Here is a 14,001-nt window from a genome sequence, read left to right as displayed (position 1 = left end):
CCTGTCACCGGTACTCCGAAAGCCTGCGCCCGATGCCGGCGACGGCGCCGGCGGCGCCGAGCACGGCGAGCACCGCCGCTCCGACGGTCAGCCCGGTCATGGCGTCCAGCCCGTCCCCGGCGGACCGCTTGAACTCGGTCTGCTCGTGGTCGATGGCCAGGGCGAGATTGCGGTCGACGCTGTCGAAGCACTCACCGGTCGCGCCCTTGGCGCCGATCACCTTGTCCAGAGCCTGCTGGTAGTTGCCGTTCTCGTCCTCGGCACGGGCCGAGGCGTGACGCTGCTTCCACACCGTCATGTTGCCCTCGGCCGCCACGACCGGCCTGCCGCCCGCCTGGTCGTCGGCGAGCCCGGCCGCCTCCTTGAGGCCCCTGCCGAGCACGCCCATGTCCATGTCGAAGTCGTAGTAGTAGGCGTCGTACGTCTGCGTGCCGACCGTGATGGTCTCGGCGCCGCGCGCCACCAGGCTGAGGTTCTCGTTGCCGCGCGCCTTCAGGGAGGCGATCCGTGCGTCGTGCAGCACCTTCAGCGAGCGGATGCCGTGGTCGTAGGAGCCGTTCAGCTCCGACCGCGCGACGGTGTGCCCGACGACCAGCCACAGCAGCACCACGGTGGTCGCGGCCGTGCCGGCGACGAGACCGTGGTTGAGCACGCGGTTGGTGTGGCGGTAGATGCGGTGCTGGGCCCAGCCCAGCGCGGCCAGGGCGAGCACCCCGAGCGCGATCGCCACCCACGGGTACGGCGTCGCGTCCCCGTAGTCGGCGTCGAGCCGCTGGTTCTCCTTGGTGTAGAGATCCTCCGCCGCCGGGAGCATCTGCTTCTGCATCTTCTCGTTGGCGTACCGCAGATACGCGCCGCCGACCGGGTATCCCTGCCGGTTGTAGGTCCGGGCGCGCTCGATGAGTCCCTTGTACTCGGGCAGCAGCCGGTTCAGCCTGGCGATGGTCGCCTCGGAGGCCGAGCCCGGCTCCGCGTTGGCGGCGGCCGTGACGAGGCCCGCCGCTGCCGTACGGATGTCCTTCTCGTACCGGTCGCGCGTGTCCGCGCTCTCCTGTCCGCCGGCCAGGAACCCGCTGGAGGCGGCCGTGTTGGCGTCGGCCAGCGAGCGGTAGATGCCCGCCGCGCCGGAACTGAGCGGCTGGCTGCGGTGCAGCACGTCGTCGGCGGCGGCCGCCCGTTCGGAGGTCTGCCAGGCGGTGACCGCCCCGAACGCCACGACGAGCAGCGCGAGGAGCGCTCCGATGATCCGCAGCCGCCCCGGTTCGGTGGTCGCGGCGGCGCGCACCTTCTCGACACCCTCGGCGAAGGCGGTACGCCGGGGGGCCGGGGGCGGACCGACTCGTGCGGGTGGGCCGGGCTGATGGGGGATCGCGGGCATGGCGGGGCCCGCCTGTGGCGGCGCCGCGCTGCTCTTCGGCGGGTGTGTCACTTGACCTCCCCCATGGTCATCCGTTCGCCGCCAAGTATCACCGCCGGGACCGACATCCGCACCAGCCTTCACTCGATCTTGATCGGATCGCAGCGCGGCCCAGGGCGTGACGGCGCGGGGCGCGTGCCGCACCACCCCCTGTTCACCAACACGCCGGGTGCATCCGATCGGTTCCCTTGTAGCCTTCGCGGACATGCGCGGACGACCACGTCACGAGCCCGGTACCCCCCGCACGGCGCGACACGACTGGTGGGGTGTGGTGCTGGAGGCCCCCGATCCGGGGGCGCTCGCCCGCTTCTACGCGGAACTCCTCGGCTGGGAGATCGCCAAGGAGGACGCCGACGGGGCGGCCGTCGCGCCACCGGAGGGCGTGGCCTATCTCGCCTTCCAGCTCTCGGAGGGGTACGTCCCCCCGGTCTGGCCGGCCCGGGACGGCGCGCAGCGGATCACCATGCATCTCGACTTCGAGGTGGCCGATCTGCCGGCGGCGGTGGCGCACGCGGTGGAACTCGGCGCCCGGGAGGCCGGCCACCAGCCGCAGGACGGCGTCCGCGTGCTGCTCGACCCCGCCGGCCACCCCTTCTGCCTCTACGTGGACCAGTGAGCCCGGGCCCGCTCCCGCGCCCGCTCTCCCGCCCCAAGGAGGTCCAGGCCCAGCAGTACCGCCCCCAGGACCGGGCCGGCCGTCACCACCCGCACGTCGGCCTTGGGGGCGCGGGCGGCCAGCAGTTCGCGGATGGCGTCGTCCAGTTGGGCGTGGCCGGCCGTCAGGACGCTGCCGCCCAGGAGGACCGGGGTCTCCTCCTCCAGGAGTTCCAGACGGGTCAGGGCCACGGTGGCCATCGTCGTGACCTCCTGGGCGAGGCGGTACACCAGGGAACGGGCGACCGCGTCCCCCTCGGCCGCCGTCTCGAAGAGCACGGGCGTCAACTCGTGCCGGCGGCCGTGTTCGACGTGTTCCAGGTGCAGGGCCTCGATCAGCGCGTACATGGACGGCAGCCCGAAGTGGGCGGGGAGGGTGCGGGCCAGCGCCGTCGGGTCGCCCCGGCCGTCCTCCGCGCGGGCGGCGAACCACAGGGCTTCCTCGGCCAGACCCCAGCCGCCGCCCCAGTCCCCGGAGATCCGGCCGATGGCCGGGAACCGGGCGGTGCGGCCGTCGGGGCGCATGCCGACGCAGTTGATGCCCGCCCCGCACACCACGGCCACGCCCCGGGGTTCGGCGACACCCGCCCGCAGGATCGCGAACGTGTCGTTGCGGACCTCCACCGAGGTGCCCCACGCGCGCGCGTGCAGCTCGGTCGCCAACTGCTCCTCCTCCACCGGCAGATCGGCGTTGGCGAGGCAGGCGGAGACGTGCGAGGCGGCGGCGAGTCCCGCGTCCGCGAGCGCCCGCGTGACCGGTTCGGCCAGGGCGTCCATCGCCGCACCCACGCCCACCGCCGGCGGGCGGAAGCCGCCGCCGCGGGCGGTGGCCAGCACCTCTCCGGCGGCGGTGACCACGGCCACGTCGGTCTTGCTGTTGCCCGCGTCGATGGCGAGGACGCTCGCGGTGTCAGGTGCGGTCAGGCCCACGCGAGGTGCTCCCGGTTGTGCGCGATCAGTCGGTCGGTGAGGGTTTCGGCGTACTCGTACTGGCCGATGAGGGGATGGGAGAGCAGGGCGCGGAATACCCGGTCCCGGCCGCCCCGCAGGGCCGCCTCCAGGGCCAGCTCCTCGTAGGCCGTCACGTTCGCCACCAGGCCCGCGTACAGCGGGTCCAGGTCCTGGACCGGCAGCGGCACACAGCCTGTCGCGCCCACCGCCGCCTGTACCTCGATCACCGCGTCGTCCGGCAGGAAGGGCAGCGTGCCCTTGTTGAGGGTGTTCACCACCTGGTACGGGCTGCCGGCTCCGCCCAGCAGGGCCGCCGCCAGGTCCACCGCCGCCTCCGAGTAGAAGGCTCCGCCCCGCTTGGCCAGCAGCGCCGGCTTCTCGTCCAGCGACGGGTCGCCGTACATCGCCAGCAACTCGCGCTCCATCGCGGCGACTTCCGCCGCTCGGGAGGGCTTCGTGCGCAGCTGCCGTACCACCTCGTCGTGCGCGTAGTAGTAGCGCAGGTAGTAGGAGGGGACCACGCCCAGGCGGTCCAGCAGGGTGCGGGGCAGACGCAGGTCGTCGGCGATGGCGTCGCCGTTCTCGGCCAGCAGTTTGGGCAGGACGTTCGCGCCCTCGGGCCCGCCGAGCCGCACGCCGGTCTCCCAGGTGAGGTGGTTCAGGCCCACGTGGTCCAGGTGGACGTCCTTGGGGTCGGTGCCCAGCATCGCCGCGAACTTGCGCTGGAAGCCGATCGCCACGTTGCACAGGCCGACCGCCCGGTGGCCCGCCTGGAGCAGGGCGCGGGTGACGATGCCGACCGGGTTGGTGAAGTCGATGATCCACGCGCGCGGGTTCGCACGGCGGACCCGCTCGGCGATGTCGAGGACGACGGGGACCGTGCGCAGTGCCTTGGCGAGGCCGCCCGCGCCGGTCGTCTCCTGTCCGATGCAGCCGCACTCCAGCGGCCAGGTCTCGTCCTGTTCGCGGGCCGCCTGGCCGCCGACACGGAGCTGGAGCAGCACCGCGTCGGCGCCGTCGACGCCCGCGTCCAGGTCCGAGGTGGTGACGATCCGGCCGTCGTGTCCCTGCTTGGCGAAGATACGGCGGGCCAGGCCGCCGACGAGTTCCAGACGCTCGGCGGCGGGGTCGACCAGCACCAGTTCCTCGATGGGCAGGGTGTCGCTGAGGCGCGCAAAGCCGTCGATGAGTTCGGGGGTGTAGGTCGAGCCTCCGCCGACCACAGTGAGTTTCATGTGTGGTTTAACCCTTCACTCCGGTGAGCGTGACGCCTTCCACGAACGCCTTCTGGGCGAAGAAGAACACGAGGATCACGGGCGCCATGACCAGCACGGTCGCGGCCATGGTGAGGTTCCAGTCGGTGTGGTGCGCGCCCTTGAAGGACTCCAGGCCGTAGGAGAGGGTCCAGGCGCCGGGGTTCTCGGAGGCGTAGATCTGGGGGCCGAAGTAGTCGTTCCAGGCGTAGAAGAACTGGAAGAGGGCCACGGCCGCGATGCCCGGCTTCGCCATCGGCAGGATCACCCGCAGCAGGGTCCGCAGGTCCCCGCAGCCGTCCACCTTCGCCGCGTCGACGTACTCGTTGGGGATCGTCATCAGGAACTGGCGCAGCAGGAAGATGGAGAACGCGTCCCCGAACGCCATCGGGATGATCAGCGGCCACAGGGTGCCCGACAGATCCAGCTGCTTCGCCCAGAACAGGTACATCGGGATGATGACCACCTGCGGTGGCAGCATCATCATCGAGATCACCAGCATGAGGGACAGATTGCGGCCCCGGAAGCGGAACTTGGCCAGCGCGTACGCCACCGGGATCGACGACCCCACGGTCAGCACGGTGCCCAGGCCGGCGTAGATCAGCGTGTTCTTCCACCAGGTCAGGAAGCCGGGTGTGTCGAAGACCTTCCGGTAGTTGCCCCACTCCCAGGTGTGCGGGATCAGATCCCGGCTGAGTGCCTGGGAGTCGCTCATCAGCGAGGTCAGGAACACGAACACGAAGGGCAGGGTGAAGAACAGCGCGGCGGCGACGCCGAGGGAGTGGACGGCGATCCATTCCAGCAGCGTCCGGCGGCGGGCGGTCCGCTCGGCCCCGGACACCGGCGGCGCGAGCTTCACCGGCTTGTCCAGTACTTGGGTCATGTCAGTCACCTGCCTGGATGAGACCGCCCCGGCGCCGCATCAACAGCGCGGTGAACGCCATGGACAGGGCGAACAGCACCAGAGCCACCACACAGGCCGAGCCGTAGTCGAAGCGCTGGAAGCCGAGGTTGTAGACGAGCTGCGGGAGGGTGAGCGTCGACTTGTCCGGGTAGCCCGGCTCGAACTGGGTGCCCGCGCCCTGGATCACGCCCGAGGCGACCTTCCCCGCGATCAGCGGCTGTGTGTAGTACTGCATCGTCTGGATCACGCCGGTGACGACCGCGAACATCACGATCGGGGAGATGTTCGGCAGCGTGACGTAGCGGAAGCGCTGCCACGCCGACGCCCCGTCCAGCTCGGCCGCCTCGTACTGCTCCGTGGGCACGTCGAGCAGCGCGGCCATGAAGATGACCATCAGGTCGCCGATGCCCCACAGCGCCAGCAGGGTCAGGGCCGGCTTGGACCAGGCCGGGTCGTTGAACCAGCCGGGCGCCGGGACGCCCACCTTCTCCAGGAGCGAGTTGACCGGGCCCGTACCGGGGTTGAGCAGGAAGGCGAAGGCCATGGTGGCCGCCACCGGCGGGGCGAGGTAGGGCAGGTAGAAGAGGGTGCGGAAGACACCGGCGCCGGTCTTGATCTTCGTGATGAGCAGCCCCACACCGAGTCCGAAGACGACCCGGAGGGTCACCATGACCAGCACCAGCCACAGCGTGTTGCGCAGGGCGGGCCAGAAGAGCGGGTAGTGCTCGAAGACGTACGTCCAGTTCTTCGCACCGCTCCACGTCGGCGGCCGGAAGCCGTCGTAGTGCATGAACGAGAAGTAGACCGTGGAGATCAGCGGGTACGCGAAGAAGACCGCGAAGCCGATCAGCCAGGGCGACATGAAGGCGGCCGTGCGCAGTGCCTGTTTCCGCTGCTTCGCGGCGAGGCCGGCGGTACGGCGCTTCGAGGCGAGCGTGCCGGTGCTCATGGCTACTTCGCCTGCGCGATGTCCGTGTCGATCTGGGCGGCCGTCTTCTTCAGGCCGGCCTTCAGATCGGTGACCTTGCCGCTCTCGTAGTCGTAGCCGAACTGCTGGATCGTCACCAGGTACACACCGCCGTTGATCGAGGCGGGCGAGGTGGTGGAGTCCGGGTTCGCCGCGATGTCGAGGAAGGTCTTGAACCGGGGGTCGTACTTCAGCTTCGGGGACTTCAGCGCCGCCAGCGTCGAGGGCACGTTGTGGATGTCGTTGGCGAAGCCGACCACCGCGTCCGTGTTCGTGGTCATGTACTTCACCAGCTCCCAGGCCGCGTTCTGTTTGTGGCTGGTGGCCGCGATGCCCGCGATGGTGCCGGTGATGTAGCCCTTGCCGTACTCGTCGGCCCGGTCGTCCGGGACGGGCAGCGGGGCGACGCCGATCTCGAACTTCGGCTTGGCCTCCTCGGCCATCCCGAGCCGCCACTCGCCGTCGAGCTGCATGGCCACCTGACCGGTGTGGAAGGGGTGCTTGGGACCCCACTCGTCACCGAGGGTGGCCCGGAACTTCTCCAGCTTCCGGAATCCGCCGAGTTCGTCCACGAGCTTCTTCTGGAGCGTGAAGCCCTTCTCGAAGGCCGGGTCCCGGGCGACGTCGGACTTGCCGCTCCTGTCGAAGTACGTCGGCGAGAACTGGGCGAAGTAGTGCTCGGTGGTCGACTCCCAGCCGTGGTAGTTCGGCATGAAGCCGAGCTGCTTGTAGGTGTCGCCCTGGGGGATCGTCAGCTTCTTGGCGTCGGCCTCGAACTCGGACCAGGTCTTCGGCGGGGCGGTGATCCCCGCCTTCCTGAACGCCGTCTTGTTGTAGTAGAGGCCGTAGGCGTCGCCCAGCAGCGGCGCCGTGCAGCGGTTGCCGTCGAACTGGGTGTACTCGTTCATCGCCTTCGGGAAGGCCGTCTGCGGGTCGATGCCCGACTTCTTGAAGAAGGGGTTCAGATCGACCAGCGCGCCCGACGAGCAGAACTTGCCCACGTTGTTGGTGGTGAAGGAGGAGATCACGTCCGGCGCCTTGTCGCCGCCGGAGCGCAGCGCCTGGTTGATCTTGTCGTCGGTCATGTTGCCGACGATGTTCACGTGGATGTTGGGGTGCGCCTTCTCGAAGCCGGCGATCAGCGACCTGACGGCCTTCACCTCGTTCGGCGCGCTCCAGGCGTGCCAGAAGTTGATCGTCGTGTCCTTGGAGGCGTCGTCGGTGGCGCCGGTGCCGGACTGGCCGGTACAGGCGGTGGTGAGCAGGGCCAGCGACGCGGTCAGGGCAAAAGCCGTGTTTCGGACGACTGAGGGTATGACTTCGGGCATGGCGAGGTCTCCCAGGGGCGGGGTGGGTGAGGTGAGGGGGACTGCGGGGCTCAGTGCGAGGTGTCGAAGACCTCGTCGCGGGTGGCGGCGAGCGCGGACTCGAGCGCGCCGCGCAGCACGGGGTGTTCGCCGACGTCGCCGACGACCAGACGGGGGCGGGCGGCGGCCAGCTCCTCCAGCTCGGCCTGGACGAGGGCGCGCAGCACCTCGCCGCCGGCCGTCAGGGCGGAGCCGCTGAGGACGACGAGTTCGGGGTCGAGGACGGAGACGAGCGAGGCGAGACCGGTGGCCAGCCGGGTCGCGTAGGTGTTGAGCAGCTCCCGGTGGGGGCCGGTGGCGTGATCGGCGGCGCGGGCCAGCAGCCGCGCGGCGGCCTCGGCGTGCGGTCCCGACGGCACGTCCTCGATACCGAGTTCGCGGGCCAGTCTGGGCAGGGCCTGGGAGCCGGCCAGCTCCTGGTAGCCACCGCTGTTGGCCTTGGTCACCTGGCGCACCAGGGGGGTGCCCGGCACCGGGAGGAAGCCGACCTCGCCGGCGCCGCCGGTCCAGCCGCGGTGCAGCCGGCCGCCGAGGACCAGGGCGGCGCCCATGCCCTCCTCGTTCCACAGCAGCACGAAGTCCGCGTGCCCGCGGGCCGCGCCGAGGCGCTGTTCGGCGATGGCGACGAGGTTGACGTCGTTCTCGTACTCGACCGGCATCGGCAGCGCCGCGGCGAGTTCGTCGAGCAGCGTCGGCGAGTGCCAGCCGGGCAGATGGGAGGCGTAGCGCAGCCTGCCCGTGCCCGGGTCGAAGGCGCCGGGGGTGCCGATGACCAGCCGGTGGACGTCGTCCCGGGCCAGCCCTGCGGCCTTCACGGCACCGTCGAGGGCGTCGGTGACCTGCTGGACGACCGGGTGGGAGGGGCGGCGGCCGGGGGTGGGCAGCTCGTACTCGCCGACCGTGCGGCCGGTGACGTCGGCGACGGCGGCGTGGATGCGGTGCGGGGTAACATCCAGCCCGGCGGCGTACGCGGCCCCGGGATTGACCGCGTACAGCTGGGCGTTGGGTCCCGGCCGGCCCTCGCTGGTGCCGGTGACCCGGACCAGCCCCGCCGCCTCCAGGCGAGCCAGCAGCTGGGAGGCGGTCGGCTTGGACAGGCCGGTGAGCTTGCCGATCCGGGTGCGGGACAGCGGCCCGTGCTCCAACAGGAGGTCCAGGGCGGCGCGGTCGTTCATGGCGCGCAGGACGCGCGGGGTGCCCGGCGTACCGGCGGTTCCTGCCATGCGTCTCGACACCTGCCTTTCCAGCTGCCCAGCTTTTCAGCGACCCGGCCATGGAGTCCAGCCTTGATCACCGGCCGCATGGAAGATCACTGTTAGGAAACTTTCCTATTGGGGTGGGAGGAACGTAAGCCCAGGACGAAGAGGGCGTCAATAGACAACGCCCCCGAGGCAACAGAGTCGTTACCTCGGGGGCGTTGCCGTGCGGGCGCCGGCGCGCCCTCGGGACGCGCCGGGTGTCTCCGCGCGCCGTGTCCCGTCCTCGCTCGCCGACCGCGTCGGCACGGACGTGTCCGCGCCGGCCGGGCCCGGGGAGACGACCACCCGGCGGACGCGGGACCGGGTGCGGGTCGATCTGCGGGGGACGCCCGGGCGCTTCGTGCAGGCCGAGGGAGTCCTCCTGGTGGAGGCGGGCTTCACCGTCACCTGCCCCGGCCGGGACACGCCCGTGTACGGCAGCGTCACCACCTGGGACGGCGACGCCACCGAGCTGCTGCGGTGCGGCGTCCACCCCGGCGAAGAAGCCTGGGTCCGCGAGGCCTACCGTCCGGCCTGCGGAGCTACTTCGGTACCGACCGCTGCTGCGGAGCGATCGGGGTAGCCGCCTCCGACTGTGGGGACGCGGTGTTGGAGTACACCGAGGGCGCCGCGACCGCGGCCGCCGGGTCCGGGGTGTCCTCGACGTCCTCAACGGCCGTCGCCCCGCCCACGATCCGGATGCTGGCCGCGTCGAACGCCCGCTTGATGCGCCAGCGCAGCTCGCGCTCCACGGTCACCGACTTGCCCGGCATGGTCTTGGCCGAGACCCGGACCACCATGGAGTCGATCAGCACGCTGTCCAGGCCGAGCACCTCGATCGGTCCCCACAGCAGCTCGTTCCAGGGCTCTTCCTTGCTCATCTGCTCGGCGACCTCGTCCAGCGTGGCCTTCACCCGGTCCAGGTTCTCGCCCGCCTTCACGGTCACGTCGACCCCGGCGGTCGCCCAGCCCTGGGAGAGGTTGCCGATCCGCTTGACCTCGCCGTTGCGGACGTACCAGATCTCACCGCTCGCGCCGCGCAGCTTGGTCACGCGCAGCCCGACCTCTATCACCTCGCCGGAGGCCACACCCGCGTCGATCGTGTCGCCGACGCCGTACTGGTCCTCCAGGATCATGAACACCCCGGAGAGGAAGTCCGTGACCAGGTTCCGGGCGCCGAAACCGATCGCGACACCGGCCACACCGGCCGAGGCCAGCAGCGGCGCCAGGTTGATCTTGAAGGTGGACAGCACCATCAGCGCGGCCGTGCCGAGGATCAGGAAGCTCGCCACCGAGCGCAGCACCGAGCCGATCGCCGCCGCACGCTGCCGGCGCCGCTCGACGTTGACCAGCAGCCCGCCCAGGGCGCCGGCGTCGACCGCCTGCGCCGACCGGGTCATCCGGTCGATGAGCTTGGTGATCGCGCGCCGCACCACCGCTCTGAGCGTGACGGCCACGACCAGGACCAGCAGGATCTGCAGGCCCATCGCGAGCCAGGTCGACCAGTTCTGCTCGACCCAGCTCGCCGCGTTCGTCGCACTCTCCTGGGCGTCCTGAAGCGTCGGCACTTCCGGAGCCGTCGATCCCGAGGGAGACGGGGTCGGCGTCGCACCGGCGGCCAGTAGGACGACGGGCAAGGACACGGCAGGTACCTCCATGGTGCTGCGCGGTCCGTTCCGGTGGGGCGGTCAAGGTCACGAAAAGGTCACCGGACGGACAGAACCAACACACTAACGGGGCATCGTGTGTGCTCCACGCCGATCCGCAAAGGAGAGCCTCAGGAGAGACGGGACTCACCTGGGCTTGAACAGGGCCTGATCCGGGGGATGCCTCGGGTGTGGTCGAAAACACTCCCAGCCCGTTACCGGGACATGGTGGCGCGTTCACCAGGCATGAGGGGAGACTGACTGCAGATCGTCCCGGCGCGAGCCACGCGTCGCCGACGCCCAAGGAGGCACCCGTGCCGCATGTCCTGGTCCTCAACGCGTCGTACGAGCCGCTCGGCGTCGTACCGCTCCGCCGCGCGCTCGTCCTCGTCCTGGAGAACAAGGCTGTCTCCCTCGAGGAATCCGGCGCCTATATGCACAGCGCGACCGTCACAGTCCCCGCACCCAGCGTGGTCCGGCTCAAGCGATTCGTCCGGGTTCCCTATCGGGGGCCCGTTCCTCTTACCCGCAGGGCGCTCTTCGCGCGCGACGGGGGCCGGTGCATGTACTGCGGTGGTGTCGCAACCAGCGTCGACCACGTCATCCCGCGCAGTCGCGGGGGCAAGCACGTCTGGGACAACGTGGTGGCCTCCTGCCGCCGCTGCAACCACGTGAAGGCCGACCGTCACCTCGTGGAGATCGGCTGGCGGCTGCGCCACAAACCGGCTCCCCCCACCGGACTGGCCTGGCGCATCATCGGGACCGGCCATAGGGACCCGCGCTGGCTGCCCTACCTGCAGCCGTACGGCGCGGACGACGCCATGGCCCGGATCGACGGCATCTCCGCCTGACGATCCGGGCCTTCGCGTACCCGGGGCGGTACCCGGGCACCGGCGTGGGCCGGCCCCGGGGTCCCCCGTGCCCCGGGGCCGGACGTTCCTGGGACCCGACCCGCCGGACAGGCCCCGGGGTGGTCAGGCGTAGCGCAGCTCCGCCGGGTGCGCCGAGCGGCGCAGCAGGGGCAGTGAGGTGGCCGCCGCCAGCAGGCAGCAGGCGTACACGGCCACCGGGACCAGCAGCGCGGCGTACGGCACGGTCCGGGTGACGTGGTCCTGGGCCACCGCGCCGTACCAGATGCCGATCGCCATGCCGCCCGCGCCGGCCAGCGCGACCGCGGGAGCCAGCGGCAGTGCCGTCTCCAGGAGCAGCGCCCGGCCGAGCACCACCCGCGGCACCCCGGCGGCGACCTGTGCGGCCAGGCCCCGGCGGCGGTTCGCCAGCGACTCGGCGGTGCCGACGGCGAGGCCGGAGAGGGCGATCACGAGGGCGACGAGGATCGCGGCGCCGGTCAGGTCGATGCCGGCGGTGTAGAAGGACACGGGCATGCCGAGATGGCCCCCGCGGCTCATGGCGTTCACGTCGGCGAGGAACACCTGGCGGACGCCGACGAAGCCCGTCCCGACGATCGTGACCAGCAGGACGGCCGCGTGCGTGCGGGCCGCCGCCCACGGGTCCTCGCGCAGCCGTTCCGCCGCGATCAGCGTCGCCGCGGCCCGGGCGCGGCCCGCCAGCACCCGCCCGACCAGCCCGGCCGTGCCCCCGGACAGCCACACCGTGCCCGCCCCGACCGCGATGACCAGCCCGAACACCGTCAGCGGCAGCTGCCCGCGGTCCCTGCTGGAGGTGTTCGAGACGGCCCAGAGCGCCAGGAGCAGGACGACCAGCACCCCGCCGACGAACAGCAGCCCCGGCCCCCGTCCGCTGCTGGGCCGCACCCGGCGCACCCACCCGAGCGGCGAGGCCACCACCCGGCGCAGCGCCAGGGCGCCGGTCACCGCGCCCAGCACCGGCACCCCGAGGGCGACCAGCACGAGTCCGGCCCAGGCCGCGGCGGTCGGGCTGTCCCACAGGTCCAGCAGGACCGGTACCGCGACGGCGGTGGCGAGGACCGAGCCCAGCAGGCAGGTCAGTCCCGTCTCCAGCGCGGCGATCCGGCGTACCTGGGCCGGGCCGGCACCGGCCAGCCGCAGCCCGGCCAGCCGCCGGTCGCGGTGCACGGCGCCGATCCGGGCGCACTGCCCGAGGAACCCCAGCACCGGCACCAGCAGGAGCAGCAGGGAGACGATCACCCCCGAGCGCTCGCCGGGGTTGTTCAGCAGACCGCTGCCGAAGGGCACCCGGTGGTATCCCCGCAGCGAGGCCAGGGCGACGGCCGCGAGGGCGAACCCCGTCGCCAGCGCGGCCCCGGCCGAGGTCAGCCCGGCCCGCCACCACTCCTGCCGGTCGGAGCCGCGGGTGAGCTGCCAGGCGAGGCGCACATCAGCGCTCACGGTGCCGCTCGTACGGGTCGTCACACCGCCACCTCCGCCGGCAGCGCGACACCGTCGTCCAGCCGCGTCTCACGGTCCGCGTACGCCGCGACCTGGGCGTCGTGCGTGATCAGCAGCACCGCCGTACCCGCCTCGCGGGCCGTGTGCACCAGGGCCGTCATCACCTGCTCGGTGGCCAGCGAGTCAAGGGCGCCCGTCGGCTCGTCCGCGAAGACCACCTTCGGGCCGGTCACCAGCGCCCGGGCCAGGGCGACCCGCTGCGCCTGGCCCCCGCTCATCTCACCCGGCCGCAGCTCCTCCTGCCCGCGCACCCCGAACCGCTCCAGCCACGCGCCCGCTTGTTCCCGGGCCCCGGCGCGGTCGGTGCCGGCCAGCATCAGCGGCAGCGCGACGTTGTCCACGGCCGTCAGTTCGGGGATCAGCTGCCCGAACTGGAACACCACACCGAAGTCGGTACGGCGCAGCTCGCTCAGCCGCTTCTCCGGCATCCGGTCGAGCCGCTGCCCGTCGTAGACCACCGCGCCCTCGTCCGGCCGGACGATCCCGGCCAGGCAGTGGAGCAGCGTCGATTTTCCGCTGCCGCTGGCCCCGGTCACGGCGAGGATCTCGCCCGCCCGCAGTTCGACCGAGGCACCGCGCAGCGCCCGTGTCCTCCCGTGCGCCTTGACGAGGTCCCGGCCCGCCAGAAGCGGCACCGAGGAGTCCCCCCTGTTGCTCATGCTGCGTCGACCTCCGCGGTCAGAGTGATCAGCCGGGCCGCCGTGGTGTTCATCCAGCGGAGGTCGGCGTCGAGATGGTTGAGGGCGTAGTCCGCCGAGAGCACGGTCGCCAGATCGGCGCCCGGGTCCGTCTTCACGGCCGTGAGTTGCCGCATCCGCTCCATGTGCGCGGCACGCTGGGCGCGCAGATAGGCGGCCGGGTCGCCGCCGGAGAGGATCGAGACCACGACCTTGGCGAAGATCTCGTTCGCCACGAAGGGCGCGGGCGGGGCGATCTCCCCGGCCCACCGGGCCAGTTCGTCCGCTCCGTCCTCGGTCGACCGGTACAGCGTCCGCTCCGGCCCGCCGTCGGCGTCGGTCCCGTCGACCTCCGCGAGACCGTCCCGGACCAGGCGTTGCAGGGTCGTGTAGACCTGCCCGTAGGCCAGCGGACGAGCCTGGGGGAAGCGTTCGTCGTGGCGCCGCTTGAGGTCGTAGCCATGGCTCGGCCCTGCCTCGAGCAGCCCCAGAAGGATGTGCCGGGTGCTCATGGAGATCAGTATGCACTGGATACAT

14 protein-coding genes are annotated in these 14,001 nt (G+C 71.5%); 3 read left to right on the top strand and 11 right to left on the bottom strand.

Annotated elements, in window-relative coordinates; translation table 11 throughout:
• Positions 1 to 4 precede the first annotated feature (4 nt).
• Positions 5 to 1,378 carry a hypothetical protein gene (locus tag AC07CM_RS07600; RefSeq protein ID WP_478875742.1) on the bottom strand — a complete coding sequence of 458 codons (1,374 nt, stop codon included), beginning with the start codon at positions 1,376 to 1,378 and terminating at the stop codon, positions 5 to 7.
• A gap of 244 nt (positions 1,379 to 1,622) precedes the next feature.
• Between AC07CM_RS07600 and AC07CM_RS07595 the strand changes: the two genes are divergently transcribed.
• Positions 1,623 to 2,033 (top strand): VOC family protein, encoded by a 411-nt coding sequence (locus AC07CM_RS07595; RefSeq protein ID WP_478875406.1) that lies wholly within the window; start codon positions 1,623 to 1,625, stop codon positions 2,031 to 2,033.
• On the opposite strand, the gene AC07CM_RS07590 is transcribed toward AC07CM_RS07595, so the two are convergent.
• Genes AC07CM_RS07590 through AC07CM_RS07565 form a run of 6 tightly spaced genes read right to left on the bottom strand, consistent with a single transcriptional unit; the run spans position 2,018 to position 8,736 of the window.
• Positions 2,018 to 3,001, bottom strand: coding sequence for an N-acetylglucosamine kinase (locus AC07CM_RS07590; protein ID WP_478875405.1), 984 nt, complete (start codon positions 2,999 to 3,001; stop codon positions 2,018 to 2,020). The genes AC07CM_RS07595 and AC07CM_RS07590 overlap by 16 nt on opposite strands.
• Entirely contained in the window at positions 2,992 to 4,257 is a 1,266-nt protein-coding gene (locus AC07CM_RS07585; RefSeq protein ID WP_478875404.1) for a 6-phospho-beta-glucosidase, read from the bottom strand. The genes AC07CM_RS07590 and AC07CM_RS07585 overlap by 10 nt, the downstream gene beginning before the upstream one ends.
• Positions 4,258 to 4,264: 7 nt before the next feature.
• Positions 4,265 to 5,158 (bottom strand): carbohydrate ABC transporter permease, encoded by an 894-nt coding sequence (locus AC07CM_RS07580; RefSeq protein WP_478875403.1) that lies wholly within the window; start codon positions 5,156 to 5,158, stop codon positions 4,265 to 4,267.
• A 1-nt stretch (position 5,159) separates the two neighbouring features.
• Entirely contained in the window at positions 5,160 to 6,128 is a 969-nt protein-coding gene (locus tag AC07CM_RS07575; RefSeq protein ID WP_478875402.1) for a carbohydrate ABC transporter permease, read from the bottom strand.
• Between the two features lie 2 nt (positions 6,129 to 6,130).
• Positions 6,131 to 7,474 (bottom strand): ABC transporter substrate-binding protein, encoded by a 1,344-nt coding sequence (locus AC07CM_RS07570; protein WP_478875401.1) that lies wholly within the window; start codon positions 7,472 to 7,474, stop codon positions 6,131 to 6,133.
• Between the two features lie 50 nt (positions 7,475 to 7,524).
• Positions 7,525 to 8,736 (bottom strand): ROK family transcriptional regulator, encoded by a 1,212-nt coding sequence (locus AC07CM_RS07565; RefSeq protein WP_478875400.1) that lies wholly within the window; start codon positions 8,734 to 8,736, stop codon positions 7,525 to 7,527.
• Between the two features lie 199 nt (positions 8,737 to 8,935).
• Between AC07CM_RS07565 and AC07CM_RS07560 the strand changes: the two genes are divergently transcribed.
• Positions 8,936 to 9,334, top strand: a complete 399-nt coding sequence (locus AC07CM_RS07560) for a hypothetical protein (RefSeq protein WP_478875399.1) — start codon at positions 8,936 to 8,938, stop codon at positions 9,332 to 9,334.
• On the opposite strand, the gene AC07CM_RS07555 is transcribed toward AC07CM_RS07560, so the two are convergent.
• Positions 9,294 to 10,409, bottom strand: coding sequence for a mechanosensitive ion channel family protein (locus AC07CM_RS07555; protein ID WP_478875398.1), 1,116 nt, complete (start codon positions 10,407 to 10,409; stop codon positions 9,294 to 9,296). The genes AC07CM_RS07560 and AC07CM_RS07555 overlap by 41 nt on opposite strands.
• A gap of 302 nt (positions 10,410 to 10,711) precedes the next feature.
• Here AC07CM_RS07555 and AC07CM_RS07550 point away from each other — a divergent pair, with 302 nt between their 5' ends.
• Positions 10,712 to 11,248 carry an HNH endonuclease gene (locus AC07CM_RS07550; RefSeq protein ID WP_391329216.1) on the top strand — a complete coding sequence of 179 codons (537 nt, stop codon included), beginning with the start codon at positions 10,712 to 10,714 and terminating at the stop codon, positions 11,246 to 11,248.
• Positions 11,249 to 11,371: 123 nt separating this feature from the next.
• On the opposite strand, the gene AC07CM_RS07545 is transcribed toward AC07CM_RS07550, so the two are convergent.
• The 3 genes from AC07CM_RS07545 to AC07CM_RS07535 are packed head-to-tail and all read right to left on the bottom strand — an operon-like array spanning position 11,372 to position 13,976.
• Positions 11,372 to 12,751, bottom strand: coding sequence for an FtsX-like permease family protein (locus AC07CM_RS07545; RefSeq protein ID WP_478875397.1), 1,380 nt, complete (start codon positions 12,749 to 12,751; stop codon positions 11,372 to 11,374).
• Positions 12,748 to 13,446, bottom strand: coding sequence for an ABC transporter ATP-binding protein (locus AC07CM_RS07540; RefSeq protein ID WP_478875396.1), 699 nt, complete (start codon positions 13,444 to 13,446; stop codon positions 12,748 to 12,750). The genes AC07CM_RS07545 and AC07CM_RS07540 overlap by 4 nt, the downstream gene beginning before the upstream one ends.
• Positions 13,443 to 13,976 carry a PadR family transcriptional regulator gene (locus AC07CM_RS07535; RefSeq protein ID WP_478875395.1) on the bottom strand — a complete coding sequence of 178 codons (534 nt, stop codon included), beginning with the start codon at positions 13,974 to 13,976 and terminating at the stop codon, positions 13,443 to 13,445. The genes AC07CM_RS07540 and AC07CM_RS07535 overlap by 4 nt, the downstream gene beginning before the upstream one ends.
• Positions 13,977 to 14,001 lie beyond the last annotated feature (25 nt).

Source organism: Streptomyces sp. NPDC044061 (assembly GCF_056434305.1).
This window is presented reverse-complemented; position numbering and strand designations above follow the sequence as displayed.

Bases quoted from the DNA above. Each gene is read 5' to 3' on its own strand.
- AC07CM_RS07600 (WP_478875742.1), bottom strand. From the start codon at position 1,378: ATGCCCGCGATCCCCCATCAGCCCGGCCCACCCGCACGAGTCGGTCCG.
- AC07CM_RS07595 (WP_478875406.1), top strand. From the start codon at position 1,623: ATGCGCGGACGACCACGTCACGAGCCCGGTACCCCCCGCACGGCGCGA.
- AC07CM_RS07585 (WP_478875404.1), bottom strand. From the start codon at position 4,257: ATGAAACTCACTGTGGTCGGCGGAGGCTCGACCTACACCCCCGAACTC.
- AC07CM_RS07580 (WP_478875403.1), bottom strand. From the start codon at position 5,158: ATGACCCAAGTACTGGACAAGCCGGTGAAGCTCGCGCCGCCGGTGTCC.
- AC07CM_RS07575 (WP_478875402.1), bottom strand. From the start codon at position 6,128: ATGAGCACCGGCACGCTCGCCTCGAAGCGCCGTACCGCCGGCCTCGCC.
- AC07CM_RS07570 (WP_478875401.1), bottom strand. From the start codon at position 7,474: ATGCCCGAAGTCATACCCTCAGTCGTCCGAAACACGGCTTTTGCCCTG.
- AC07CM_RS07565 (WP_478875400.1), bottom strand. From the start codon at position 8,736: ATGGCAGGAACCGCCGGTACGCCGGGCACCCCGCGCGTCCTGCGCGCC.
- AC07CM_RS07555 (WP_478875398.1), bottom strand. From the start codon at position 10,409: ATGGAGGTACCTGCCGTGTCCTTGCCCGTCGTCCTACTGGCCGCCGGT.
- AC07CM_RS07540 (WP_478875396.1), bottom strand. From the start codon at position 13,446: ATGAGCAACAGGGGGGACTCCTCGGTGCCGCTTCTGGCGGGCCGGGAC.
- AC07CM_RS07535 (WP_478875395.1), bottom strand. From the start codon at position 13,976: ATGAGCACCCGGCACATCCTTCTGGGGCTGCTCGAGGCAGGGCCGAGC.